23 protein-coding genes are annotated in these 21560 nt (G+C 39.1%); 3 read left to right on the forward strand and 20 right to left on the reverse strand.

All coding sequences use genetic code 11. From position 1 onward, the window contains the following. Window positions 1-67: 67 nt before the first annotated feature. Window positions 68-1036 (forward strand): tryptophan--tRNA ligase, encoded by a 969-nt coding sequence (trpS, locus tag ACQ2HF_RS03930; protein WP_432412220.1) that lies wholly within the window; start codon window positions 68-70, stop codon window positions 1034-1036. Here the strand turns inward: trpS and dprA are convergent. Continuing rightward, window positions 1033-2139: a DNA-processing protein DprA gene (gene dprA / locus ACQ2HF_RS03935; RefSeq protein WP_432412221.1), complete on the reverse strand. Its 1107-nt coding sequence runs from the start codon at window positions 2137-2139 to the stop codon at window positions 1033-1035. The two genes, trpS and dprA, sit on opposite strands and share 4 nt — an antisense overlap. A gap of 71 nt (window positions 2140-2210) precedes the next feature. On the opposite strand from dprA, the gene ACQ2HF_RS03940 reads away from it, so the two are divergent. Continuing rightward, window positions 2211-3188 carry an SPOR domain-containing protein gene (locus ACQ2HF_RS03940; RefSeq protein ID WP_432412222.1) on the forward strand — a complete coding sequence of 326 codons (978 nt, stop codon included), beginning with the start codon at window positions 2211-2213 and terminating at the stop codon, window positions 3186-3188. 85 nt (window positions 3189-3273) lie between these two features. Further along, entirely contained in the window at window positions 3274-3789 is a 516-nt protein-coding gene (locus tag ACQ2HF_RS03945) for an acyl-CoA thioesterase (RefSeq protein WP_432412223.1), read from the forward strand. Window positions 3790-3797: 8 nt separating this feature from the next. On the opposite strand, the gene ACQ2HF_RS03950 is transcribed toward ACQ2HF_RS03945, so the two are convergent. From ACQ2HF_RS03950 to ACQ2HF_RS04040, 19 genes are all read right to left on the reverse strand, one after another. Beyond that, entirely contained in the window at window positions 3798-5036 is a 1239-nt protein-coding gene (locus ACQ2HF_RS03950) for a murein hydrolase activator EnvC family protein (RefSeq protein ID WP_432412224.1), read from the reverse strand. Window positions 5037-5047: 11 nt separating this feature from the next. Next, entirely contained in the window at window positions 5048-5812 is a 765-nt protein-coding gene (locus tag ACQ2HF_RS03955) for a DUF4292 domain-containing protein (RefSeq protein ID WP_432412225.1), read from the reverse strand. A 1-nt stretch (window position 5813) separates the two neighbouring features. After that, window positions 5814-7202, reverse strand: coding sequence for a tetratricopeptide repeat protein (locus tag ACQ2HF_RS03960; protein WP_432412226.1), 1389 nt, complete (start codon window positions 7200-7202; stop codon window positions 5814-5816). A gap of 91 nt (window positions 7203-7293) precedes the next feature. Then, window positions 7294-8310, reverse strand: coding sequence for a sugar phosphate nucleotidyltransferase (locus ACQ2HF_RS03965; RefSeq protein WP_432412227.1), 1017 nt, complete (start codon window positions 8308-8310; stop codon window positions 7294-7296). Between the two features lie 43 nt (window positions 8311-8353). After that, the gene (gene dut, locus ACQ2HF_RS03970) at window positions 8354-8791 is read right to left on the reverse strand and encodes a dUTP diphosphatase (RefSeq protein WP_432412228.1); all 438 of its coding nucleotides are present in this window, start codon (window positions 8789-8791) and stop codon (window positions 8354-8356) included. A 75-nt stretch (window positions 8792-8866) separates the two neighbouring features. Further along, entirely contained in the window at window positions 8867-9244 is a 378-nt protein-coding gene (locus ACQ2HF_RS03975; RefSeq protein ID WP_432412229.1) for a PH domain-containing protein, read from the reverse strand. Between the two features lie 3 nt (window positions 9245-9247). After that, complete coding sequence (locus tag ACQ2HF_RS03980; RefSeq protein WP_432412230.1) at window positions 9248-10708, reverse strand: lipopolysaccharide biosynthesis protein; 1461 nt, start codon at window positions 10706-10708, stop codon at window positions 9248-9250. Between the two features lie 33 nt (window positions 10709-10741). After that, the gene (locus tag ACQ2HF_RS03985) at window positions 10742-11242 is read right to left on the reverse strand and encodes a hypothetical protein (RefSeq protein ID WP_432412231.1); all 501 of its coding nucleotides are present in this window, start codon (window positions 11240-11242) and stop codon (window positions 10742-10744) included. Window positions 11243-11461: 219 nt separating this feature from the next. Beyond that, complete coding sequence (locus ACQ2HF_RS03990; RefSeq protein ID WP_432412232.1) at window positions 11462-12001, reverse strand: outer membrane beta-barrel protein; 540 nt, start codon at window positions 11999-12001, stop codon at window positions 11462-11464. 336 nt (window positions 12002-12337) lie between these two features. After that, window positions 12338-13210: an ATP synthase F1 subunit gamma gene (gene atpG / locus ACQ2HF_RS03995; RefSeq protein ID WP_432412233.1), complete on the reverse strand. Its 873-nt coding sequence runs from the start codon at window positions 13208-13210 to the stop codon at window positions 12338-12340. A gap of 101 nt (window positions 13211-13311) precedes the next feature. Beyond that, complete coding sequence (gene atpA / locus ACQ2HF_RS04000; protein WP_432412234.1) at window positions 13312-14892, reverse strand: F0F1 ATP synthase subunit alpha; 1581 nt, start codon at window positions 14890-14892, stop codon at window positions 13312-13314. A 105-nt stretch (window positions 14893-14997) separates the two neighbouring features. Further along, on the reverse strand, window positions 14998-15537 hold the full coding sequence (atpH, locus tag ACQ2HF_RS04005; protein ID WP_432412235.1) for an ATP synthase F1 subunit delta: 540 nt from the start codon (window positions 15535-15537) through the stop codon (window positions 14998-15000). 6 nt (window positions 15538-15543) lie between these two features. Next, window positions 15544-16044: a F0F1 ATP synthase subunit B gene (locus ACQ2HF_RS04010; protein WP_432412236.1), complete on the reverse strand. Its 501-nt coding sequence runs from the start codon at window positions 16042-16044 to the stop codon at window positions 15544-15546. Window positions 16045-16151: 107 nt separating this feature from the next. Then, entirely contained in the window at window positions 16152-16343 is a 192-nt protein-coding gene (gene atpE / locus ACQ2HF_RS04015) for an ATP synthase F0 subunit C (protein WP_109648393.1), read from the reverse strand. A 78-nt stretch (window positions 16344-16421) separates the two neighbouring features. Then, window positions 16422-17561: a F0F1 ATP synthase subunit A gene (atpB, locus tag ACQ2HF_RS04020; RefSeq protein WP_432412237.1), complete on the reverse strand. Its 1140-nt coding sequence runs from the start codon at window positions 17559-17561 to the stop codon at window positions 16422-16424. Window positions 17562-17649: 88 nt separating this feature from the next. Continuing rightward, on the reverse strand, window positions 17650-18075 hold the full coding sequence (locus ACQ2HF_RS04025) for a DUF6168 family protein (protein WP_432412238.1): 426 nt from the start codon (window positions 18073-18075) through the stop codon (window positions 17650-17652). Between the two features lie 205 nt (window positions 18076-18280). Further along, complete coding sequence (locus ACQ2HF_RS04030; protein ID WP_432412239.1) at window positions 18281-18502, reverse strand: AtpZ/AtpI family protein; 222 nt, start codon at window positions 18500-18502, stop codon at window positions 18281-18283. Beyond that, a complete protein-coding gene (locus ACQ2HF_RS04035) occupies window positions 18502-18960 on the reverse strand; it encodes a bactofilin family protein (protein ID WP_432412240.1) in 459 nt (152 codons plus the stop codon). Before ACQ2HF_RS04035 ends, ACQ2HF_RS04030 begins: the two co-directional genes overlap by 1 nt. A gap of 28 nt (window positions 18961-18988) precedes the next feature. Continuing rightward, window positions 18989-21457 carry a tetratricopeptide repeat protein gene (locus tag ACQ2HF_RS04040; RefSeq protein WP_432412241.1) on the reverse strand — a complete coding sequence of 823 codons (2469 nt, stop codon included), beginning with the start codon at window positions 21455-21457 and terminating at the stop codon, window positions 18989-18991. Window positions 21458-21560 lie beyond the last annotated feature (103 nt).

The following is a 21560-nucleotide window of genomic DNA, read 5'->3' on the forward strand; positions in this document are numbered from 1 at the left end:
CTTTGTGCTCTAGTATAAATTCAATTAAAAATAACCCGTCACAATTTATATTGAGCGGAGTAGAACTATGGCACGAATACTTACAGGAATACAAAGCACGGGAACACCACATTTAGGAAACATATTAGGTGCTCTTTTACCAGCCATTGAAATGGCAAACAACCCTAATAATGAGTCATTCCTTTTTATTGCAGATATGCACTCTTTAACCCAAATTAAAGATGCGGAAATCTTACGCAACAATACCTACAGTACCGCAGCTGTGTGGTTGGCTTTTGGTCTAGAGGTTACTAAAACCGTATTTTACCGTCAAAGTGATATTCCACAAGTAACCGAACTGTCATGGTACTTAAGCTGTTTCTTCCCCTATCAAAGGCTAACACTAGCACATGGCTTTAAGGACAAAGCAAATCGCTTAGAAGATGTTAATGCTGGTCTATTTACCTACCCAATGCTCATGGCTGCAGATATTTTATTGTACGATGCTGAGATTGTGCCCGTAGGGAAAGACCAACTGCAGCATATAGAAATGACGCGTGACGTCGCTTCGCGTTTTCACGCACAATTAGGCGAAACTTTTGTCATGCCAGATGCCAAAATTCAAGAAAACACCAAACTCATTCCTGGGACAGATGGTGCTAAAATGAGTAAGAGTAAAAACAATATTATAAATATCTTCTTACCAGAAAAGAAACTACGGAAACAAATTATGAGTATAGAAACCGATAGTACACCAATGGAAGATCCTAAAGAAACAGAAACCTGTAATGTATTCGCGATTTACAAACTCTTAGCTTCTGAAGCTGAAATTGCCCAAATGAAAAAGAATTACGAAGGAGGAAACTACGGTTATGGTCACGCAAAGCAGGCATTATACGAATTAATACTCAATACTTTTGAAACGCCTCGGGAGCGATACAACCATTATATGAACCACCTTCCTGAAATTGATAATGCCTTACAAATTGGAGCTAAAAAAGCAACAACTGTCGCTACCGAAGTATTACAACGCGTGCGTGCTAAAGTGGGATACTAAATAGCCTCAAACAATTTCCCGGGCAAAGGCCTAACAACCCCTTTTAGTTCTAAATTCAATAAGAGTGTAGCCACTTTAAAGGTGGGAAAAGAACACTCCAAAGCTATGGTGTCTAGCAATTCTTTTTGTTTGCCCTGAAGAAAGGTGAGCACTTTGTGTTCTTCTTCAGTTAGCTCCACGAACAATTGTTTTTGTAGTGGTTTTTTATTTGTTTCCTGTAGCTCCCAACCTAGCATATAAATCAGATCCACCGCATTATTTAACAAATGTGCTTGATTCGATTTTATAAGGTTGTTGCACCCTTGGCTTTGCGAATCTGTCGCTCTTCCGGGCACGGCAAAAACATCACGATTATAGCTATTTGCAATGTCTGCTGTGACAAGGCTCCCGCCTTTTTCGGCAGATTCTATGACGATGGTGGCCTCGCTAAGACCGGCAATAATTCTGTTTCGTTTTAAGAAATTATTTCTATCGAAAGGATCATCACTCCAAAATTCAGTAATAAAGCCACCGTTTTTTTCTAGTTTGGCCACATATTTTTTATGGCTTTTAGGATACATCTGGTTTAATCCGTGCGCCAAACATGCTATCGTTTGCAATCCATTATCCATGGCTGCTTTGTGTGCCGTAATATCTACGCCATAAGCAAATCCTGAAACAATAATTGGGTTTAACGGCGCTAACGTTTCAATAAGCTGCTGGCAAAAAGAAGTACCATACGTAGTCACTTTTCTCGTACCAACAATGCTTATTATTTTTCGGTTTTTCAGGTCGATAGTACCGCTTTCAAAAAAAAGGATGGGACCGTCAAGACAGTGTTTCAGTTTTTCGGGATATGTTGCATCGAGGAAATAACGGTATCCTATATTGTTTTGCTGAATGAACTGAAGTTCGGTTTCGGCTGCTGGGAGTTGCTCCTTTAAAGAAAGCGCTTTCAGTCTTAAATTTCCTATTCCGTCTATTTTAAGAAGCCTATGTTTTTTCTCGCTGAAGATCCCTTCGGCAGAACCAACGGCTCGTAATAATTTTTTGGCAGAGGTATCTCCTAAATTTTTTACACGTTGTAACGCCAGCGTGTAAAGCAATTCTGTTTCTGAAAGCATTGTTTTAAAATTGCAGGGGAGCCATTAAAAATACAAATTTTTATGTTGTTGATAAATTAGAACGCTTTCAGTTGAATAAAGCTGAAAAAAAATCTATGTTTGTTTATATGCAATTGGCTACCTACATAAGCGACCTTTTATACCGCTACGAGTGTGTGATTATTCCTGGTTTTGGTGCGTTTTTAACGCAGTACCAATCTGCCAAGATAGACGTAAACACCCATACATTTACCCCTCCTGGTAAGGCAGTTATGTTTAACCGCCAGCTACAAACCAATGACGGTATTTTAGCAAATTATGTAGCTAATGTAGAAAACTGTAGTTACACCTTAGCCCTTCAAAAAATTCGAAATTTTACTGGAGAACTTTCGCTTCAATTAAGCGAAGGGAACACAGTAAGGTTGGAAAACGTAGGCGATTTTCATTTAAATGAAGAACGCGCGGTACAATTTCAACCTTCAGAAAACGGAAATTTTAGCACCGCCGCATTTGGTTTAGGATCCTTTACAACACAAGAAATTAGTAGAGAAGTCTACAGGAAAGAAGTGAAAGCTTTGGAAGAAAAAGCGCCCATTCACTTTACTCCTGAAAGAAGGACGGCTCCAGCATATTTAAAATATGCTGCCATTGGCTTACTGGCAATTACATTGGCGGGTTTTGGCGGGATGAAATTTTACGAAGGCCAGGTACAAGACCACAATTTTGCTGAAAAGCAGAAAGCAGAAAGCTTAGTAGAATCGCAAATCCAAGAAGCAACTTTTGTGTTTGATAATCCGTTGCCTGCGGTTCGAATTAACGTTCCTAAAGAACAAGGTAAATACCATATCGTAGCAGGTGCGTATCGTATTGAAGCCAACGCCCAAAAGAAAATTGACCAATTGGTTGCCAAAGGATTTACTCCTAAAGCTATTGGCGTAAATAGGTATGGCTTACATCAGGTAATTTACAGCAGCCACGAAGATAGGCTAGAAGCCCTGCGAGCCCTTAGAACCATTAAAACTACCGAGAGTAAAGACGCCTGGTTGTTGGTTAAAGAGTTAGACAAGTAGTTTTCACAATGTATTCCCCTACTTAATATTTCTTAAAAAATAGTCCCCCCTTTGGGTATTCACTACCTTTGCAAAAAATTTTGTAATGGAACCGAAGTCCCCTAAAGAATCCCGTACCGTAATAACAGATTTGGTGCTCCCAGGAGAAACCAACCCCATTGGTAATATGTTTGGTGGCGAGCTATTGGCACGTATGGACAGAGCTGCGAGTATTGCAGCGCGTAGACATAGCCGTAGAATTGTTGTAACAGCCTCTGTAAATCATGTAGCTTTCAATAAAATGATTCCTTCAGGAAGTGTGGTGACCGTAGAAGCACAAGTTTCAAGATCTTTTAATAGCTCTATGGAGGTGTATATGGATGTGTGGATTGAAGATCGTGAAAATGGTATGAAAAGTCTCTCGAACGAAGGGATTTATACCTTTGTTGCTGTAGACGAAACGGGCAATCCAGTTCCTGTTCCCGCAATTATTCCTGACACAAAACTTGAAAAAGAACGCTATGCTGCTGCCTTAAGAAGAAGACAACTTAGCTTAGTTTTAGCCGGAAAATTAAAACCAGCAGATGCAACCGAGTTAAAAGCGTTGTTTGCTGAAAATTGAGACAACGATTACATTTTATAAATCCAATCGGATGGGTTTAACCATTTATTATTTCGGTTAACGACAAATTTTAAGATAGTCTTTCCAGAAGCTGGGTTTTCATAAATAGAGCCTAATTCTTGTTTTGTGCTTACTTTGTCTCCTTTTTTTACCAAGAGGTTTGTTAAGTTGCTATATACCGAAATATAATCACCGTGTTGTATCATAACTGTTCGCTTGGGACCAGTTTGCTGAAATATACTAAGCACCGTTCCTTCAAATACGGCTCTGGCTTTTGCTCCACCGTCGGTTACAATTTCTACGCCACTATTAAATACCTCTACATTCGGAAATTGCGGGTGCCTATGCTTTCCATAACTACTTATTACTACGCCTCCTTTGGTAATAGGCCATGGTAATTTCCCTTTATTGGAGGTGAAATTAGCTGCTAGTGCAGTTGCTTCAGCATTCATGGCAAAACTTGAGGATACTTTACTCACTGTATTTCCTGTAGGATTATCTTTTGCTGCTGCTTTGTTGGAAGCGGCGATGGCTTCGGCAATAATTTTTTCTATCGCCCGATCTATCGCGTCTGCAGCTTTTTGTTTGGAACGAATCTGGCCGGTAAAGGTGCCTTCATCTTTTTTGAGAGATGCTATTAATTCTTGCTGATTCCCACGTTCTTTAGTTAGCTGGATTTTAGTCCGTTTATTAGCATCAATTAATTTATTTTTCGTTTCTTTTTGAGATAATAAATCGGTGTTCAAAATTTTGAGCAACGCTGTCTTTTCCTTGATAGATTCTCCTTGTTGTTTTCTGTATTTGGTGTATTGTTTCATGTATTGCAAGCGTTTGTAAGCTTGCAGGAAGTTTTCCGAAGACAACAGAAACATCACTCTACTTTGTTCAGACTTGCTTTTGTACGATTTTTTAATCATCGCGGCGTAATCTTCCTTCAGTTCGGTGAGTTCGGTACGCAAGTTGTCTATTTTGCTGAGGTTGTCGTTTATTTCGCGCGTTAGTAAATTGGCTTGGCGATTGGTAATTTTTATAAGATTTTCGGTAGAAGTGATACGCTGATCTAGATCTTCTACCTGGGTAAGGACAGATTTCTTTTCGCCTCTGGTTTTAAAAAGAAGAGAATTTATTTGTTGGATTTCCTTCAGCAAAGATTGCCTTTGTTCTTCTAGTTCTTGTTGCTTTTTGGATTGCGAAAATCCTTCAGCAGTTAACAGGAAGAAACAAAACAGGGCCAATAAAAAGGGCATTTTTTTGTGCATTACAATTTCATTTCAGAATAACCGTCTGGAATATCAAACGGAAAATTGATAGAAACATTGGGTTCTATCTTTCGGTATGTTAAATCTATTTTGGTGGTACTGTCTTTTTCTGATGCCGTCACGTGTATTTCTGAAGGATATAAACCCCCTTCAATAGTTTGGTAATCATCATACCGAATGGTTAAAATCCTCCCTTCAGAGGGCTGTGAAAGCGTTTCTGAAGCAATTTTGAAATTCCCGGAGAGCAATACCAAGGAATGAATAAAATTGAACGGCTGCGTCTTGGGTTGTAATTTGTAGTTGTCTGCAACAATTTCTGAAGTATATTGGCCATTTTCAATAGGAAAAATACTTTGTCCTAATAAAATGGCTTGTGCTTTTTTGAAATCAATTTCGGTTCCCAACCACTCACTCAATAAGCTGAAATCACCGTCAAAATAAGTTCCTCCTACAGTTTCGTAGTAACTCACACGGTCTGGAGTAATCTTGGCTTTGGCGAGGGTAATGCCTATGAGAGAAGCTTTCATCCAGATTACCTTATCCTTTTCCATGCGTAAGCTTACGGTAATGCTCTGTTGTTTTTTTTCGTCTTCGTACACCACATAAATTCTTGCAGCCAGTGTATTAAAGTCTGGTGATGCATCATAGTGAGACTTTACAATGTTTTTAACAGCAAGATCTTCGGCACTACCCGTTACAGTTTTGGTTCCTTTACAGGAAATTAATACCAGGGTGAAGAGTGCTAGTAGCAGTGGTTTGTTCATATTAGTTATCTAGCTTGATTTGGGCCGCTTTTAATTTAAAAGAGGCCGCTTTATTTGTATCTCCTTTGGCTTCATAGGCGGTACGCAATTGATCGTAAAAATCGCGCTCTACCCGCGGATCGTCTAACAGGAAATCAAGCCCTGTTTCTAAACTTTCAATCGCAGTATCTGATTTTCCCAAACGGTTATTCGCGACTCCATTCAGCAAGTAAAAGAATGCTTGTGCAGGAAACGTGCCTAGAGCTTCTTCGCTCAAATTGGCTGCCTCGGTATTCTTCTGAAGGTCTATTTGTAATAATAATGTGTTTTTAAGCAAACTGTAATTATCATCGTCCAGTTTTATTCCTTTTTCGTAAAATGTAAGGGCGACTTCTTTCTTTCCTTTGGAAACGTAATAGGTGCCAAGGGTTTCATACACTTCGCCAGAACCATCATTGTTGAAGGATGCCACCACTTTATCTACATGGGCTTCATACGCTGGATTTTCGTTCACAAAACCAATAAAATCTGCCAGGACTTTGTATTTGCTCTCCTTTTCAATTTTGGACGAATTAAACACAATGTCCATAGATTTGAAAGCTTCTTCGTTCTGTCCATCATCCAGATAGAATTTATACAATGCTAAATGCACCAACTCACTTTCGGGCTGATTTTTTAATAACTCTTTTGCCGTTTCGAAAGCTTTTTCGGTAGTGCCTTCTTCGCTGTATAGAAAGATTAAGTTTAAGTAATCCTGCTCATTCTCCGGGTTCTCGTCTATCTTATCCTGAAGGTTGGTGATAGCTCCTTCGCTATTGCCTGTAACTTTGTAAATATTACGCCTCAAGGCATTCCGGTACGCACTTTCCCCCCAGGACTCATCCAACTCATCTAGTAGCTCCAAAGCCTTGTCGTATTGTTTGGTACGACCGTATAAGTTCACTAAATCTTCTTTATAATCTTCGTCTTTTTTAATTAGTTTTTGAACTAATGGAATTGCCTTTTCATATTCACTGGTTTCGTAGTACACATCGTATAAAGCTTCTTGAACATCCATATTTCCCGACTGGGTTGTTAGAACAGCATTAAAACTAGCTTCTGCTTCGTCATAGCGTTTTAGTTCGGCAAGATTTTTTCCTTTTTCAAAATTAACGACAGCAATGTTTTTGGAATCTCCGTTAGCGGCTCTTTCAGCAAGAGTAAGTGCATCCAGCGCTAGCTCGAAGTTTTCGATTCCTTTTTGTTTTAACGCTTCAAAGAAGTTCTCCTGAAACGCATCGGTCACTGTACCCAAATCTTCGTTCACTGTGGCACTGTCCTGGTCTGGCACTTCATCTTGGGCATAAGTGATTGAAGCGGAAAGGAGGATTCCCCAGAGAAGTGATAAAAAATATAGTTGTTTTAGTTTCATTGTCCCTAGTCCTTCACTGAACTTTTGTGCTCCGCCGCGGCGGATTCAAAAGATTTGACTCTCCTGGAGGGAGAGTATTAATTAAACTGTATTATTTTAATTGCGAATAATCTCCGATACTCACGTTGGTAAAATTACCGTCAAATGTAGCGTGATTACCTATCATTGCGCTGTCTAAGGTAGCATTTTTAATCACTGAGTGCGTTTGGATTATACTATTTTTAACGGTGCTACCCTCAATAAGTGTGCCTTGCCCTACTGAAACATACGGGCCTACGGTGCTATTTTTAAGCACCACACCTTCAGCAATGAAGCAAGGCTCTATAATAGTTGCGTTTTCCTTGGTGATGTTTGCTGAAATTAAAGGTTCCTTGGCTTCGGATAAGAAACCCAACATTCGCTGATTGGTTTCTACAGTAACTTCTTTATTTCCGCAGTCCATCCATTCGCTTACGGCACCTGTTTTAAAGACTTTACCGGCAGCCATCATACGCTTGATACCGTCATTAATCTGGTATTCGCCTCCATTAATGATGTTGTTATCTAAAACATATTGTAATTCCTTTTTAAGCACGCTTACATCCTTAAAATAGTAAATTCCAATCACGGCTTGATCGCTTACAAAGGTTTCTGGCTTTTCAACCAGCTCGATGATTTCATTTTTCTCATTTAAATTTACCACGCCGTATGCTTCTGGATTTTTCACTTTCTTGGTCCAGATGACGGCATCTGCTTCTTTGTCCAAATCGAAATCGGCTCTAATCAACGTATCTGCATACGCAATCACGGCGGGTCCGCTTAAGGATGGTTCTGCACACATAATGGCATGGCCTGTTCCTTTTGGGTCTAATTGGCGATAAATACTTGGTTTTGCGCCTAGTTCTCTTGCCAGTTCTTTTAAGCTTTCTACTACATCTTCGCCAAAGAACGCAGGATCGCCCAGAATAAAGGCGATTTCTTCTATGTCTTCATTCAAAACGCCAGCGATATCTGCTACCAAACGGTGCACGATGGGTTTGCCTGCTACAGGAATAAGCGGTTTTGGAACGGTTAAGGTATGTGGGCGAAGGCGACTTCCGCGGCCTGCCATTGGAACAATGATCTTCATATTTCGACTCCGCTCAATATGCGGCATTTTTGTTATAAATTATTTACTTAACTCCTGTACTTCCAAAACCACCTGCACCACGATCTGTTTCGGAAAGTATTGAAACTTCTTCAAATATTGCCCGTTCATGTTTGGCAATGACTAACTGAGCGATACGTTCTCCATTTTCAATGGTAAAATCTTCATTAGAAAGGTTCACCAAGATAACGCCAATTTCGCCACGATAGTCTGCATCTATGGTTCCTGGGCTGTTTAAAACTGTGATTCCTTTTTTGGCTGCCAGACCGCTCCTTGGGCGTACTTGTGCTTCAAAACCAATGGGCAGTTCAATAAAAAGACCTGTTTTTACGATGGCGCGTTGCAACGGTTTTAAAGTTGATGGCTCCGTTACGTTGGCGCGTATGTCCATTCCTGCGCTAGCGATGGTTTCGTAGCTTGGAAGTGGGTGATTGGATTTGTTTATTATTTTTATGGATGTCATTGCTGTTTTTTGCTCCTCGGCTCCGTTCGGACACCAATGTTTGGTTCCCGATCGGAGTCGAGGGATTATTTAAATTTACATTACTTTAGATGCCAAATAGCGTTGCACTGCATACACATCTATACTTTTATTAAATTTCTTACTTACGGTAGGCAAGTTCTCACTGGAAATCCAAATTTTTAATTCTGCGTCTAGGTCAAAGGTTCCTGCTGTTTCCAATGAAAATCGAGAAACATTTTTATAGGGCATAGATTTTACTTCTTGTTTACTTCCTGTAAGACCCTGCACATCTATTAAAATAAGACGTTTATTTGTAAACATAAATACATCTCGCAGCAATTTGAAGCCTAATTCAATTTGTTCACCTTCAATGAGTAGACGCCCATACTTCTCATTTAATTTTTCTGAAGACACCTCGCTGGCGTTTCCCAATAATTTATTGAATAGGCTCATAGATTATTTATTTATAATACGTTTCAAGTCCTTTTTTTCTGAAAGGAACACGAGTAACAAAAATACCAATAATAATACAGTTCCTATAATGAGATTGCTGTCAAAACCGTAAAATGCGATGGCCGAAAACCCTACAGAAAGTAACAAATAGCCTCCAATTTTCTTGAGGTCGTAGGGAACAGGATAGTATTTTCTGCCAAAAAAATAAGACAGCAGCATCATGGTACTGTAGGCAGCGAGTGTTGCAATGGCAGATCCCATATAACTCATACTAGGTATTAAAACGTAATTCAAGACTAACGTTAAGAACGCTCCCACTATCGAAATATAGGCGCCAAACCTAGTCATATCTGTAACTTTGTACCAAACCGAAAGGTTGTGATAAATCCCCAAGCAGAGGTTTGCGAGTAGAATTATAGGCACTATAGAAAGCGCTACCCAATATTCTGAATCTGCTATTAGAATTTCTTTGAAAACATCTATATAAACAATCACCACCAACAAAATCACACTGCCGAAAATGGAGAAATACTTGGTAATAGTAGCATAGGTTGTCTTCGCATTGTCCTCTTTGGCGTGGTTAAAGAAAAAAGGCTCTATCCCCAAACGGAATGCTGTAGCAAAAAGCGTCATAAACACACCTAGTTTATAGCAGGCTGCGTAGACGCCTACTTCGGTTTCTGCGATATTTTCAGGCAACAGATATTTCAGCATAATTTTGTCGAAGGCTTCGTTTATGCTGAAAGCGATTCCGGCAACGAGCACCGGGAAAGCATATTTCAGCATCTGTTTCCACAGTTTTTTGTTAAAGCTAAAACCAATTTTAAAATATAGTGGAAGCAAGAGCAATAGTGTTATTCCACTTGCAATTACGTTTGAAATAAAGACATACACTACTTTATTTTCTTCGGTATAAACAGCGTTCCAAAAAGAGTCTGAATTTTCAGTAACCAATATGGGGAGCAGTAAGAAGAAGAAGAGGTTACACCCTAGGTTGATGCAAACATTCAAGATTTTGATAGCTGCGTAACGCATGGGCCGTTCATTGGCTCGAAACCATGCAAAAGGCAATACAACCAAAGCGTCCAATACTAGAATAAGCAATGCGTATGTAACATACTCTACTTTAAATTCTATCGTACTTGCAATCTGTTCTCGGAATAGCAATGTTACCACCAAGAACAACAGAGCAGTTAATGTGAGCGAGGTAAGCACCGTAGCTTCCACCGTCTTTTTCTGGTCTGCGTGTTTATTGATAAAACGGAAAAAAGCAGTTTCCATTCCGTACGAAAGCAATACGTTACCTAAGATAATATAAGACATTAAGGTGGCGTAAATCCCGAAAGAAGCGGGCTCCATAACTGATGTATAAAGCGGCACTAACACAATAGCCAACGCCCGCGGTAATACCGTGGCCAAGCCATAAATAAATGTTTGCTGAAAGAGTTTTTTGAATACGCTCAATACGAGGATTTTTACCGCGTAAAAGTATAGAAATTAATTGTCACCTTTGGGATTGCTCGCGGGATAGGCTAAGATTTCTTTTTGTTCAAGGTTTTCAATTTTAAAATAAGCGATTTCTTTATTAAATTCATAGCTTATGACCGCTTCGTCATTGTTTAACTGAAATGGAATCTTATTTGGCGGTGTATTAACAGCTTCTTTTAAATAATTGCTGTCCATTAGTACATCTCGTTTTGGTTCGTTTTTGAAATACCCCACATATTGTACCCGAACAGCAGCTGAAGTAACAACGTCTGTTTGTTTATCTCTAAAATATAGCTTCTTAAAAATCACACCTTGCTGTATGTTGCTAAAATTTATAAAAACGTTCACTCCGCTTCCGCCTTGTGGTGTACCAGCAACCCATTGTTGATAGGAAGCCGTCTCTACTCTAAAAGGAGGGTTTTCTTCAAAATAGTAGGTATCTGTTTCTGTCTTCCCACTTCCGCAGTTGGAGAATAAGAGTAATAAGGTGATGGCTGTGATTATTTTCATTTCAGTTTTTTTAAGATAGTTCTTCTTTTTTGGGAAGGAGTTCTTAGGTATTCGTTGAATGGGGACGCTGCGCTTTGGCAAGGGTTAAATTTGTTATTGTTGTTATCTATATAGCTCTCAGCAGCTCGCTGAATAGGGACGCTGCGCTCTGCTACCCTTCCGATTCAGCGAAGCTGAACCACCTTCCCTTTTCAAGGGGAAGGAGCCTTGTTTAGATTATTATAATTTTATTCCTGCGCCTAAAAACACTGCAACGCCTGAGGCTTCGTCTTGGTTAAAGGTAATGTCTTTTGCATTAAAATAGGGCAACAATAAGCTTACAAACCACTTTTCTGAAAGTTGATAGTGCGCACCTGCTCCCAGATTATATATTCGAAGTGCCTCGTTATCCAAATTGGTACGCTCATCACTTTTAAATCCGAAGCCATAGCCTGCTTGTCCGTAGATAGCAAACTTTTCATTGTTCAAAAAATAATATTGAACGCCCGGAATAAATCCGTAGGAGCGTAGTTTTAATCCGCTATCGTTTTTAAAAAGGTCATTGTTACTTGTAAAAAATGAACCTGAGAAAGACACCTTCTCTGAAACAAAAAACTCTAAACTACCAATTCCCAAAACTCCAAAATCGTTTTCGCCATTTACTTCAATGGGGTAGGGTGAAATGGCTGCAGAAGCGGTCCAGCTTCCTTTTTGATGTTGGGAATAGGTTATAAATGTTGTGAAAAGGGTGAGGGTTAGGAGTAATTTTTGAAATTTCATTGGTTGTTTGTTTTGTTGTGGCTTTAATCTCATCAATACTATTGCCTAAATGTAGGGAGAATAAAGGGGTACTGTATTTTATTTAGATTCTAGCTCTTAGAAATTCGCTGAATAGGGACGCTGCGCTTTGCACTCCTTCCGTCAAAGCTTTGCTTTGACACCTTCCCTATACGCTCGTGCCTCGCTAGGGGAAGGAGCGCTTTGTCTTTTTTTTTAATTTTTATCTAGAAAAGAAAAACCTCTTGAATTTTCATCCAAAAGGTTTATTACTATTTGCAAACAAAGGTAGCTCAGTAAATTTTAATGGGCGTAGCCACATTAAAATTTGTACCGAAGCTATCCTGCCAAGGCCTCTGCACCACCAACAATTTCTAAGATTTCGTTGGTAATAGATGCTTGACGTGCTTTGTTGTATTTCAGTTTCAAATCGTCACGCAATTCTGTTGCGTTGTCTGTTGCTTTGTGCATCGCTGTCATACGGGCACCGTGCTCACTTGCCACAGAATCTCTTATGGCTTTAAACAATTGTGTTTTTAGGCTTTTTGGTATCAATCCTTCAACAATTTCTTCTTTTGAAGGCTCAAAAATATAGTTTATCTCTGTCGTGTTAGCTACCGATTCATCGTTCTTACGTGGTAAAATAGGTAAGAACTGCTCTCTCATTACTTCTTGTGTCGCTGCATTCTTAAAGTGGTTGTACGTCAAGATAATTTTGTCGTAGTTTCCTTCAGCAAAACTGGTCATTAATGCTTCTGCAATTTCAGCAACATTATCGTAAGTAAGGTCATCGAAAATTGCGGAATTGAATGTAATTACAGTTCCGTTCTTTTTTAAAATGTCGTTTCCTTTTTTCCCAAGTGTGATGAAATCTACTTGCTTTCCAGCGTAGGTCTCATTTTTCAAGGCTTGTGAAGCCTTAATTACATTGGTATTAAAAGCTCCTGCCAACCCACGGTTAGAAGTAATAGCAACAACTAACACTTTGTTCACTTCGCGCTGTTCAGAAAATGTACTTCCACTATCTGAATCCAACGTAGCACTTAGGTTTTGCAATAATTCGCTTAATTTTTCAGAATAGGGACGCATCGCTGTAATAGCATCCTGGGCTTTCTTCAATTTTGCAGCAGATACCATTTTCATGGCACTGGTAATTTGCATCGTTGAACTTACCGATGATATTCTGTTTCTAATTTCTTTTAAGTTTGCCATTGTCCCCACCTAACCTCCCCGAGGGGAGGGATTTTTTAGTTAGATTTCATATTAATTGTAACCTGCCTTCTGCACCTCCCTTTCGGGGAGGCTGGGAGGGATTACTTCTTATACTTCGCTGAAAGATCTGCAGCAACGGCAGACAAAGTGTCTGTTACTTCGTCTGTTAACTTTCCTGCTTTCAACGTATCTAGGATGCCTCTGTGCTTTGCGTTTAGCATTTCTAGGTAGTCTCTTTCAAATTCTTTTACCTTTTCAACCGGTACGTTACGCAACAAGTTTTTAGAACCTGCATAGATTATTGCAATTTGATCTTCTACTGTAAATGGTGTATTTTCACCTTGCTTTAAGATCTCTACGTTACGCTTTCCTTTTTCAATTACATTCAAAGTAGCTGCATCAAGGTCTGATCCAAACTTAGCAAAAGCTTCCAATTCACGGTAGGCTGCTTGATCTAGTTTTAAAGTACCTGCTACTTTTTTCATAGACTTGATCTGAGCGTTACCACCCACACGAGATACTGAAATACCTACGTTAATCGCTGGTCTTACCCCTGCGTTAAACAAGTCACCATCTAAGAATATCTGTCCATCTGTAATCGAAATTACGTTGGTTGGGATATACGCCGAAACGTCACCCGCTTGTGTTTCAATAATTGGAAGGGCAGTTAAAGATCCTCCTCCTTTTACGATCCCTTTCAGAGATTCTGGAAGGTCGTTCATTTCTTTTGCGATACCATCATCTGCAATTACTTTTGCAGCACGCTCCAACAATCTTGAGTGCAAGAAGAATACATCTCCAGGATATGCTTCACGTCCCGGTGGACGACGTAATAATAATGATACCTCACGGTATGCTACTGCTTGCTTTGATAAATCATCAAATACAATTAAAGCTGGTCTCCCTGTATCTCTAAAGTACTCACCAATAGCGGCTCCTGCAAACGGTGCATATACCTGCATTGGAGCAGGATCAGATGCGTTTGCAGCTACGATAGTTGTATATGCCAAGGCTCCAGCTTCTTCTAATACCTTTGCAATGTTTGCTACGGTAGATGCTTTTTGTCCAATGGCAACATAGATACAATATACCGGCTCTCCAGCGTCGTAAAATTCTTTTTGGTTTAAGATGGTATCGATAGTAACGGTAGACTTACCTGTCTGGCGGTCACCAATAACCAATTCACGCTGTCCACGACCTACCGGGATCATTGCGTCAATACTTTTAATCCCTGTTTGTAATGGCTCTGTTACTGGCTGACGATAAATTACCCCAGGTGCTTTACGCTCCAATGGCATTTCGTACAACTCGCCTTCAATAGGTCCTTTACCGTCGATAGGCGCTCCAAGAGTGTCTACCACACGACCTACGATACCTTCACCTACTTTAATAGATGCAATACGTTGCGTACGTTTTACCGTTGCACCCTCAGAAATTCCTCTTGATGGCCCTAACAATACAACCCCTACGTTATCTTCTTCCAAGTTCAAAACGATACCTTCCATACCGTTTTCAAATGCTACCAATTCTCCGTACTCGGCGTTCGCAAGCCCGTATACACGTGCAATACCATCACCTACGGTTAATACAGTTCCTACTTCGTCTAATGAAGCGGTTGCTTCAAAGCCTGTAAGTTGTTGTTTTAAGATTGCTGAAACTTCAGCTGGTTTAACTTCTGCCATGTCAAATTTAGATTTACGAAGTACGATTTACGAATTAAAGTGCAAACCGAAACATCCTTCTATTTAATACTATAAATTATTATATTTCGCTAAAGCGAAATGGGACTATAATGATTTTGTAAATTCTCTTTTAATGCTATCCAATTGGTTGGCGATGCTTGCATTGTATTGCAAGTCACCCACACGGAGGATAAATCCGCCGATGATTGATTCATCTATTTTATTGTGAAGGGTAACGCTTTCGCTCCCTGTCATTTCTTTTACTTTTGCCAGAACCTTCGTTTCTAATTCTGACGATAGCGGTACAGCGGTAGTTACTTCAGCAACCTTTACACCTTGTTCTTCGTTGTAAAGTGTTACATAGCTTTCGGCAACACCACCTAATAAGTTAATACGCTTGTTGGCTGTTAAGATTTCAATCAAGCCTTTGGTCACTTCGCTATTTCCTTCGAAAATCTTTACCAATGCTTTCTTTTTATCTTCTCCCTTAATAACAGGACTGTTTAGCACAACACGTAACTCTTTGCTATTTTCGATAGTTGCTGCAACAGACTTCATATCACCAAAAACAACGTTGCCTATTTTGGCATCGTTGGCTTGTTCTAGGACTGCTTTTGCATATCGTATGGCTGCTCTGCTGCTCATTGTTTCTTAGTTTAATTTTGCGTCTTTCAACATAGAGTCAACTAAGGCTAGTTGCTTCTCTTTGCTTGATAATTCGCTCTTTACTACTTTTTCAGCAATTTCAATTGAAAGGCTTGCTACCGTTTCTTTCAACTCAGCAATCGCGGCTTTCTTTTCACCTTCAATAGCAACTTGAGCGTTGGCGATTGTTTTGCTAGCTTCGGCTTGCGCTTCTGTTTTTGCATCTGCAATCATATTCGCCTTCATCTCACGCGCTTCTTTCAACATTACTTCACGCTCTGCACGGGCTTCCTGCAATAACTTCTCGTTATCTGCTTGCAAGTTTGCCATTTCCAATTTTGCTTTTTCAGCAGAATCTAAGGCATCTTTAATTCCTGTTTCGCGGTCTTCAACTGCTTTAAGAATTGGTCTCCAAGCGAACTTGCGCAATAGAAACAACAATAGCAAGAACAAAATGATCTGCCAGATAAAAAGTCCGAATGAAAAGTCGTTTATTAATTTATCCATTTTTAATGCCCACGAAGGTGGGTACGTATTTGGTTATACTTTGTTTAATTTAAAATAGAAACATATCCCCGCAACCAACCGTTGCGGGAATGTGTTATCTTGTTTGATTACCCTGCGAAAATCGCGGCGAAACCAATACCTTCAATAAGCGCCGCTGCAATAAGCATCGCTGTTTGAATTTTTCCGTAAGCTTCTGGCTGACGAGCAATCGCTTCCATGGCTTTACCACCAATCATACCGATACCAATACCTGCACCGATTACTGCTAAACCTGCACCTACTACACTTGGAATTTCCATACTATATATAAATTAAAAATTAAACATTCTGGTTCGACAAGCTCACCAACCTTTGATTGTGAGCTCCATTAAACTTTTTTATAAATGAGCTATTTCTCCGTCGTGCTCTTCTGCGTGCTCGTGTGTTTCGGAAGCAAATCCGAAATACAATGCCGCCAACATCGTAAAGATGTACGCTTGCAACAGGGCTACAAATAATTCAATTAATGAGATAGCGAATGAAAGACCGAAACTTAACGGGCCTCCAACCCAACTCTTGAAAATAAATATTAACCCAATTAAACTCATTAATACCACGTGACCTGCCGTCATGTTCGCATACAAACGAATCATAAGTGCAAAAGGCTTAATAAACAATCCTAAAATTTCAATTGGAATTAGAATAATGTAAATAATTATTTTTCCAAACCAAGGCATTCCATCGCCTAATGGGTCAAAAACGTGTTTCCAGTAATCTTTGGTTCCCGTAAAGTTGGTCAATAAAAATACGATAAGTGCTAAGCCTGCGGTTACAGCAATATTTCCTGTAACGTTTACACCCAATGGGGTAAGTCCGAACATATTCAAAAACCAGATAAAGAAAAATACAGTTAACAAAAACGGCATATATCTTTTGTACTTCTGCTCGCCAATGTTCGCTTTTGCAATATCGTCACGGATATACAATACAATAGGCTCGAAGAAACGGCCTATCCCTTTTGGGATGCTTCCGTTTTTAGCATAGCTTGTTGCAAGACTGCGGAACAACCACAATAGCAACAACATGGTCACTACCATCATTACAACACTCTTGGTAATAGAAAAGTCTAGTGGGCGTACGTTTGATGGGTGCTCAGGATGTTCAGCATCGTACGTTATGGTACCTGCTGCGTCTGTTTTATATATTTTACTATGATATAATTTATAGTAGTTACCGTTAGATTCGGCTAAAGTTTCACCATGATGAAATGCTGAAGACATAAAAACTTGTATTCCATCATCTATTAAAATAACTGGAAGTGGGAAACCGTAATGGTGAATTTCACCAGTTGCTTCGTCTGTGGATGCCATGATGTTAAAGTCGTGCGAATCCTGTAAGTGATGCGCAATATATTCTTTAATCTCAGTTTTGGTATCCTTTGGAGAATCACCTTCATCCTTAACAGATGCTGCAGTCGCCGAAAAGCTTACTGCCAAGATGAAAACGCTTACTAATCTAACCAATGTGTGTTTTTGCATTTCTGAACCTATTATTCGGTGTCCTTAAAATCGGTGCAAAAATACTGTTCTTTTACAATATTCAAAAACTATTTTAATTCTTTTTTTCCTATGAATTTGTGGTATCGCTGTTTGGGTTGTTTTCTTCGGAATAGGACTGATTATTAAGCTGTTTGGAAAGATAGGTAACTTCCAGGATAAGGCATATAGCGTAGGGGATGAAAAATGCAGTAAATTCGGTCTTTTGCATACTATCGTCTGCCTGATAAAACGGATAAAAAACCAGAAAGAAAATTATAAATTTCACAGCACTCCCAGCCATAAAAACAAAACCTGCGTGGGTACCGTTTTTTTTTAAAGTTTGTTGAATAATCAAATAAATGAACGCAGCGAGCAAATAATTTACGCTATAACTCAATAGTATCTTATCTGAAAAAAGCGGCAAAGCGGCAAACCAAAGTACACCTATATGTATACTAAAAGTAATGACGAGTGCCAAAAGGAGTGTGGTTAGGAATTTTAAGGTTTTAGGCATTCTCGATACAATTTCGTTACTATTTTTGCTGTGCAAAGTAACGAAATCACCCGAATACCTTAGAGGGTTCGATTAATTTATATGCTTGAAACTTTTAAAAATGTTGATGAAAGTTATGCCACGGAACTGCCCTGAGTAAAGGGGAGATACCCGGAGGATTTTAATATTTATTTTAATAGTAGTAGAATTAAAATAAATTTTGTCACTATTTATTCAACCTGTTAGTCTGTTTTAAGACCAGAAATAACGAAGCGGCTACTCCAAATAAGGTGCAAATAATAAGGTATAGTTTGCTGTCTGCATCACCATACGAAGCATCTAACCATTTGCCTAATTGTACAAAGAGATAAATAATGACGCCCATTTCCAGCCCAATCGCGGAGAGAACAAGCCAGCGTTTTACGCCTTGTGGTGAATTGTTTGCCACTATTTAAGAGGCTCCGAAGCCTTCTTTAAGCGTTGTTGGCGATCGTAAGGATTTGCTTTTTCATCAGAAATTAAAGTGGTTTCTGTCGCTTTTTTAGCTCCTTGCATACTACAGGAAGCATTAATTGTAGCACCGGGTTCTACAGCCAATTTGCCAACGATAACTTCGCCTTCAATGTGAGCAGTAGATTTTAACGTAAGGGTTCCGGCAACGTTTAGATTACCATCAAATCTGCCTTCTATATCGGCATCTTCGCAGCTTAGCTTTCCGTTTACACTACCATTTTTACCTATAACAACCTTGGAAGGTTTACTTATATTCCCTTCTACTTTTCCGTCTATTCTAAAAAAACCGCTAGAGATAATATCTCCTTTTAACTCGGTTCCTTCGTTGATCCTGTTTTGACTTGCTGATGGTTCCATATTTCTGGTTTGTTTATCTTTTTTATCTGAAAACATATTGAATGGTTTTGGGGATTATTGTTTTCTATTTTTCGGCGTCTGGAGTTCCTTGTTTTAAATAGCTGTCTAAGTTTTTATGAATTTGTATTGTTTTATAATTAGGGGATGCAATCTCGAAAAATGGTCTCTTGATCTTGTAGTTCTTGTTTTCTTTAAGCACCTCTGCAAAGCCTCTTCCACCCATTCGGGTATTTAAGCCGTGTATGATTACAAAAACAGTTTCGGGGTTGTAATAATCTACAGAAGTACTCATGTCAAAATAGTTGTACTCTTTAATTGCTTCGTCCAGTTTTTTCTGTAAAGCGTTTGCTGCTTCACCTTCAGCTACTGGAAATTGGTAAATTAATTTCCAATTATCACTTTCTTCATCACCAACAAAATCTGTATTGGCAATCTTAGGAAGGACAAACTTATAAATTTTTTCTGCCTCTTTCCCTTCTTCAGAATTTGGATAATTAAGCGCTATGTAATTCAATGCTTTTTTATAAGGTTCAAATCCTTCTTTTCTGGCTAGGGAAGTCGCCTTCAGCATTTCTAGTTTTGGGACAATATCGGTACCATTATATAGTGTAATATACTCATCGCTGGTGTCTATTACATTTTGATATTGGGAATTCTCAAACTCTCTGTATAACGCCTTGTATTTAAACTCTGGGCTAGACTCATCTGTAGCCAATTGCGTATTTGGATTCAACAGAATTTGAGCATACCTAGAGTCTGGATGGTTGGTTATAATATCGTTTTTATAGGTGTCTGCCATTGCCACATTTCCCATCTCGGCATAAATTTTATGCAGATTGTATTTTGAGGGAAGTACAAGACGAACTTCTGGGTTTAACGTAAGAAGTTTCTCTAAGCGGTTGGAGGCTAGCTCATATTCTCTAAACTTTTCTTTATAAATAAGCCCTAACTGGTAGTAAGCAAAATTTCTGTCTTTAGCCAAGCTATCTATTACTACTTGGTCTGTTGGGATTTTTGTGATGTATGTTTGTGGATCGAACAATTCGCTTTCGCTAATTTCTACTACTTCGACGATATTTCCTGGCTCAGTGATACTTGTGGTTTTCTTGCTGGAAAGTCTCCAATTATCTTCTAACTTTCGGTTGCCCCAAATTTTATTAAATTCTTGTTTTCCAAAAGCAGCTGTTGTGGAGTTATAAAAATAAAACGTACTAGTGCCATTGTTATCTTTAGCTGTTGTGGTGTTTTTTTCGTAAAATTCTTTGTTGGCTTCAGCTGTTTGTGCTTTTACTGCAGCGATAGAATCTAGTCTTGCTTGCTCTCTAAGTAGAGCAGTATACTCGGTGAAATAGGCTAGACGTTCTCCTTCATTCATAGCAACCAACGTAAGAATACTATCATTTTGCGTAGAAATGTCCTCGTATGTAATTACATCGTCCAGATTTTCTCTTTTCTTTTTAAATTGTCTCCATTCGCGACCGTTCACAGCGAGATTGGTTATCGTACTGTCATAATAAGCCCCAGCTGCTTTATAATTTGCTGCATCAAAATTGAACACGGCTAGCGTGCGATAATTCATAGACTGCAAATAGTCATCATTTTTAAAGTTCTTGATAGACTTATTGTAAAACGCCACTGCACGGTCAATGCTATCGTTGTTTCGGTAGTACTCTCCAATCTGGTAATAGATTTTATCTAAAAACGGTCGGTTTTCTCGGTCTTCTTCCAATTCAGTCAACAGTTCCAGAAAAGCAATCTTATCTTCTTTGTTGTAATCAAAGTTTCTAGCTTTGGCAATGTATGCGTTAATCATATATACTCTTGGCGACTTTCGGTTTAAATCAATCACCTCTTCATACGCCAAATTTGCGCTATCTCTCATTTCCAAACGATCATATACTTGTCCTTTTATATACGCGTATCTACCTTTTAATTCATTATTTCGTTCGTATTCTGAAGCCAATTTAATAAATGGCAATGCTTCCGGTAACGAATCTAAGTTTATATACGCTTGTGCAATTATGGCAGAAGCTTCGGCAAGCTCCTCATCTTCCAGCGCTACTTCGTCCATCATTTCCTGAAGATTCTCCAGGGCAATATCTTCATTTTTTAACCTGATATTGGTTTTTGCTTTCCAAACCTTTGCGCGATTAATGTTGTTACTGGTTGGATATCGGTTCAAAATAAAATTAAAAGCATCTTGAGCAGGAATAAAACGTTGGTCAAAATAACGTGCTTTCCCCAACATCATATACGCTTCATCTATTTGCGGGTTATACTCGTTCCCGTCAATATAAATAGAGTGTTTTTGGATCGCTTTGGTCGCTTTCTCTTCGGCCCTATTAAAATTCGGATCTTTTGTCTCTCCTGGGGTATCAATTTCTTCTTGTAACGCTACACGCTCCACAGGTAAAATTTCCCAAAAATTATCACGATAGCTAAGCGCTAGCTCTTCTTTTCCCGTTTCATAAGCCAAACCACCATTATAGAGGGTGTTGTACTCTGCTGTGACCGCATGAAAATTGCGGCTCATAAAGGTGTTTTTCTTTCGGGAACACGCCACTAGAGAAAGGATTGCTACTAGTGCGATTGTAATTTTATAAATGCCGTTCAAAATGTAGTTTCTTTTTTATAGG

The organism is Rasiella sp. SM2506, from assembly GCF_050859505.1.
Classification (GTDB): domain Bacteria; phylum Bacteroidota; class Bacteroidia; order Flavobacteriales; family Flavobacteriaceae; genus Marinirhabdus.

What these genes read in the sequence shown, in the direction of transcription:
- trpS (WP_432412220.1), top strand. Translation starts at nt 68, where the DNA reads ATGGCACGAATACTTACAGGAATACAAAGCACGGGAACACCACATTTA.
- dprA (WP_432412221.1), bottom strand. Translation starts at nt 2,139, where the DNA reads ATGCTTTCAGAAACAGAATTGCTTTACACGCTGGCGTTACAACGTGTA.
- ACQ2HF_RS03945 (WP_432412223.1), top strand. Translation starts at nt 3,274, where the DNA reads ATGGAACCGAAGTCCCCTAAAGAATCCCGTACCGTAATAACAGATTTG.
- ACQ2HF_RS03950 (WP_432412224.1), bottom strand. Translation starts at nt 5,036, where the DNA reads ATGCCCTTTTTATTGGCCCTGTTTTGTTTCTTCCTGTTAACTGCTGAA.
- ACQ2HF_RS03955 (WP_432412225.1), bottom strand. Translation starts at nt 5,812, where the DNA reads ATGAACAAACCACTGCTACTAGCACTCTTCACCCTGGTATTAATTTCC.
- ACQ2HF_RS03960 (WP_432412226.1), bottom strand. Translation starts at nt 7,202, where the DNA reads ATGAAACTAAAACAACTATATTTTTTATCACTTCTCTGGGGAATCCTC.
- ACQ2HF_RS03965 (WP_432412227.1), bottom strand. Translation starts at nt 8,310, where the DNA reads ATGAAGATCATTGTTCCAATGGCAGGCCGCGGAAGTCGCCTTCGCCCA.
- dut (WP_432412228.1), bottom strand. Translation starts at nt 8,791, where the DNA reads ATGACATCCATAAAAATAATAAACAAATCCAATCACCCACTTCCAAGC.
- ACQ2HF_RS03975 (WP_432412229.1), bottom strand. Translation starts at nt 9,244, where the DNA reads ATGAGCCTATTCAATAAATTATTGGGAAACGCCAGCGAGGTGTCTTCA.
- ACQ2HF_RS03985 (WP_432412231.1), bottom strand. Translation starts at nt 11,242, where the DNA reads ATGAAAATAATCACAGCCATCACCTTATTACTCTTATTCTCCAACTGC.
- ACQ2HF_RS03990 (WP_432412232.1), bottom strand. Translation starts at nt 12,001, where the DNA reads ATGAAATTTCAAAAATTACTCCTAACCCTCACCCTTTTCACAACATTT.
- atpG (WP_432412233.1), bottom strand. Translation starts at nt 13,210, where the DNA reads ATGGCAAACTTAAAAGAAATTAGAAACAGAATATCATCGGTAAGTTCA.
- atpA (WP_432412234.1), bottom strand. Translation starts at nt 14,892, where the DNA reads ATGGCAGAAGTTAAACCAGCTGAAGTTTCAGCAATCTTAAAACAACAA.
- atpH (WP_432412235.1), bottom strand. Translation starts at nt 15,537, where the DNA reads ATGAGCAGCAGAGCAGCCATACGATATGCAAAAGCAGTCCTAGAACAA.
- ACQ2HF_RS04010 (WP_432412236.1), bottom strand. Translation starts at nt 16,044, where the DNA reads ATGGATAAATTAATAAACGACTTTTCATTCGGACTTTTTATCTGGCAG.
- atpE (WP_109648393.1), bottom strand. Translation starts at nt 16,343, where the DNA reads ATGGAAATTCCAAGTGTAGTAGGTGCAGGTTTAGCAGTAATCGGTGCA.
- atpB (WP_432412237.1), bottom strand. Translation starts at nt 17,561, where the DNA reads ATGCAAAAACACACATTGGTTAGATTAGTAAGCGTTTTCATCTTGGCA.
- ACQ2HF_RS04025 (WP_432412238.1), bottom strand. Translation starts at nt 18,075, where the DNA reads ATGCCTAAAACCTTAAAATTCCTAACCACACTCCTTTTGGCACTCGTC.
- ACQ2HF_RS04035 (WP_432412240.1), bottom strand. Translation starts at nt 18,960, where the DNA reads ATGTTTTCAGATAAAAAAGATAAACAAACCAGAAATATGGAACCATCA.
- ACQ2HF_RS04040 (WP_432412241.1), bottom strand. Translation starts at nt 21,457, where the DNA reads ATGAGCCGCAATTTTCATGCGGTCACAGCAGAGTACAACACCCTCTAT.